Below are 1,221 nucleotides of genomic sequence, written 5' to 3' on the forward strand. Positions count from 1 at the left end.
GAAGCGACGATCGCGCGGCAGCGTGGTTATCTTTTGACGCTGCTGCGGGCGATGGTCGCCGATGCAGGCCAGCCGATCGGCCGCATCGACATCCTGCCGGCCGACGAGCGCAGCTACCTGCTGGAGGATCTGAACCGCACGGCGGCGGACTATCCGTCTGATCTGTGCATCCACGAGCTGTTCGAGCAGCAGGTGCGGCGCGCCCCCGAGGCCGTCGCCCTCGTCCATGAGGACGATGAGCTGAGTTATGGCGAACTCAACGCGCGGGCCAACCGGCTGGCCCATCATCTCATCACGCTCGGGGTCAAGCCGGAGGATCGCATTGCGACAGTGCTGGACCGCTCCATCGCCCTTGTCATGGCGCAGTTGGCGATCCTCAAGGCGGGGGGAGTGTATGTGCCGATCGATCACGCTCTTCCGTCTGCGCGACAAGAATGGCTGATGGCCGATTGTGCTGCACGCCTGGTACTTTGCAAGAGTGACGATGATGAGCTGGTTGAGGCGACGATCCCTGTTCTGGCCATTGAGCCGTTCATGGTTGGAACAGGACGTAGTAGAGATCCTGGCTTGGCATTAAGCGCCGAGGCTGCCGCTTACGTGATGTACACGTCTGGCTCGACCGGCCGTCCCAAGGGAGTTGTTGTGCCTCACCGCGCCGTGAACCGGCTAGTCATCAACAATGGATATGCGAAAATCGATGCCGGAGATCGTGTGGCGTGGGCGGGTAATCCGGCCTTCGACGCAAGCACATTTGAAGTGTGGGCGCCGCTGCTCAACGGTGGCTGCATTATTGCAATGGATGCCGTCACAGTCATAAATTCTTCAAGTTTTGCCAAGGCACTTAAACAGCATCGGGTGACAACCCTTTTCCTAACAACGGCGTTATTCAATCAATATACATTATCGATGGCTCCGACATTAGCGCAACTTAAGTACCTCCTCTGTGGAGGCGAGCGCAACGATTTTCACTCATTTCTGAAATTGCTGAGTGAAGAAGGTCCAGTACGTCTCATTCACTGCTACGGTCCGACCGAGACGACGACCTTCGCGGTAGCGTGGAGTTGCCCGGCTGATTTTGATGGATCCGTTGTCCCGATCGGCCGTCCGATTGCCAACACGCGTGTGTATCTTCTGGACGGCGATGGTGCACCGGTGCCGTTCGGGGCGGTGGGTGAGCTTTATATCGGCGGGGCCGGCGTTGCGCGCGGCTATCTGAACCGG

The 1,221-nt window shown here is 58.8% G+C and carries 1 protein-coding gene; it reads left to right on the forward strand.

Features of this window, described 5'->3' with window-relative positions; all coding sequences use genetic code 11:
- On the forward strand, positions 1-1,221 hold a 1,221-nt coding region (locus PY650_RS36465), incomplete at both ends, for an AMP-binding protein (protein ID WP_285884947.1).

This window comes from Martinezella calliandrae (genome assembly GCF_030272695.1).
Taxonomy (GTDB): domain Bacteria; phylum Pseudomonadota; class Alphaproteobacteria; order Rhizobiales; family Rhizobiaceae; genus Rhizobium; species Rhizobium calliandrae.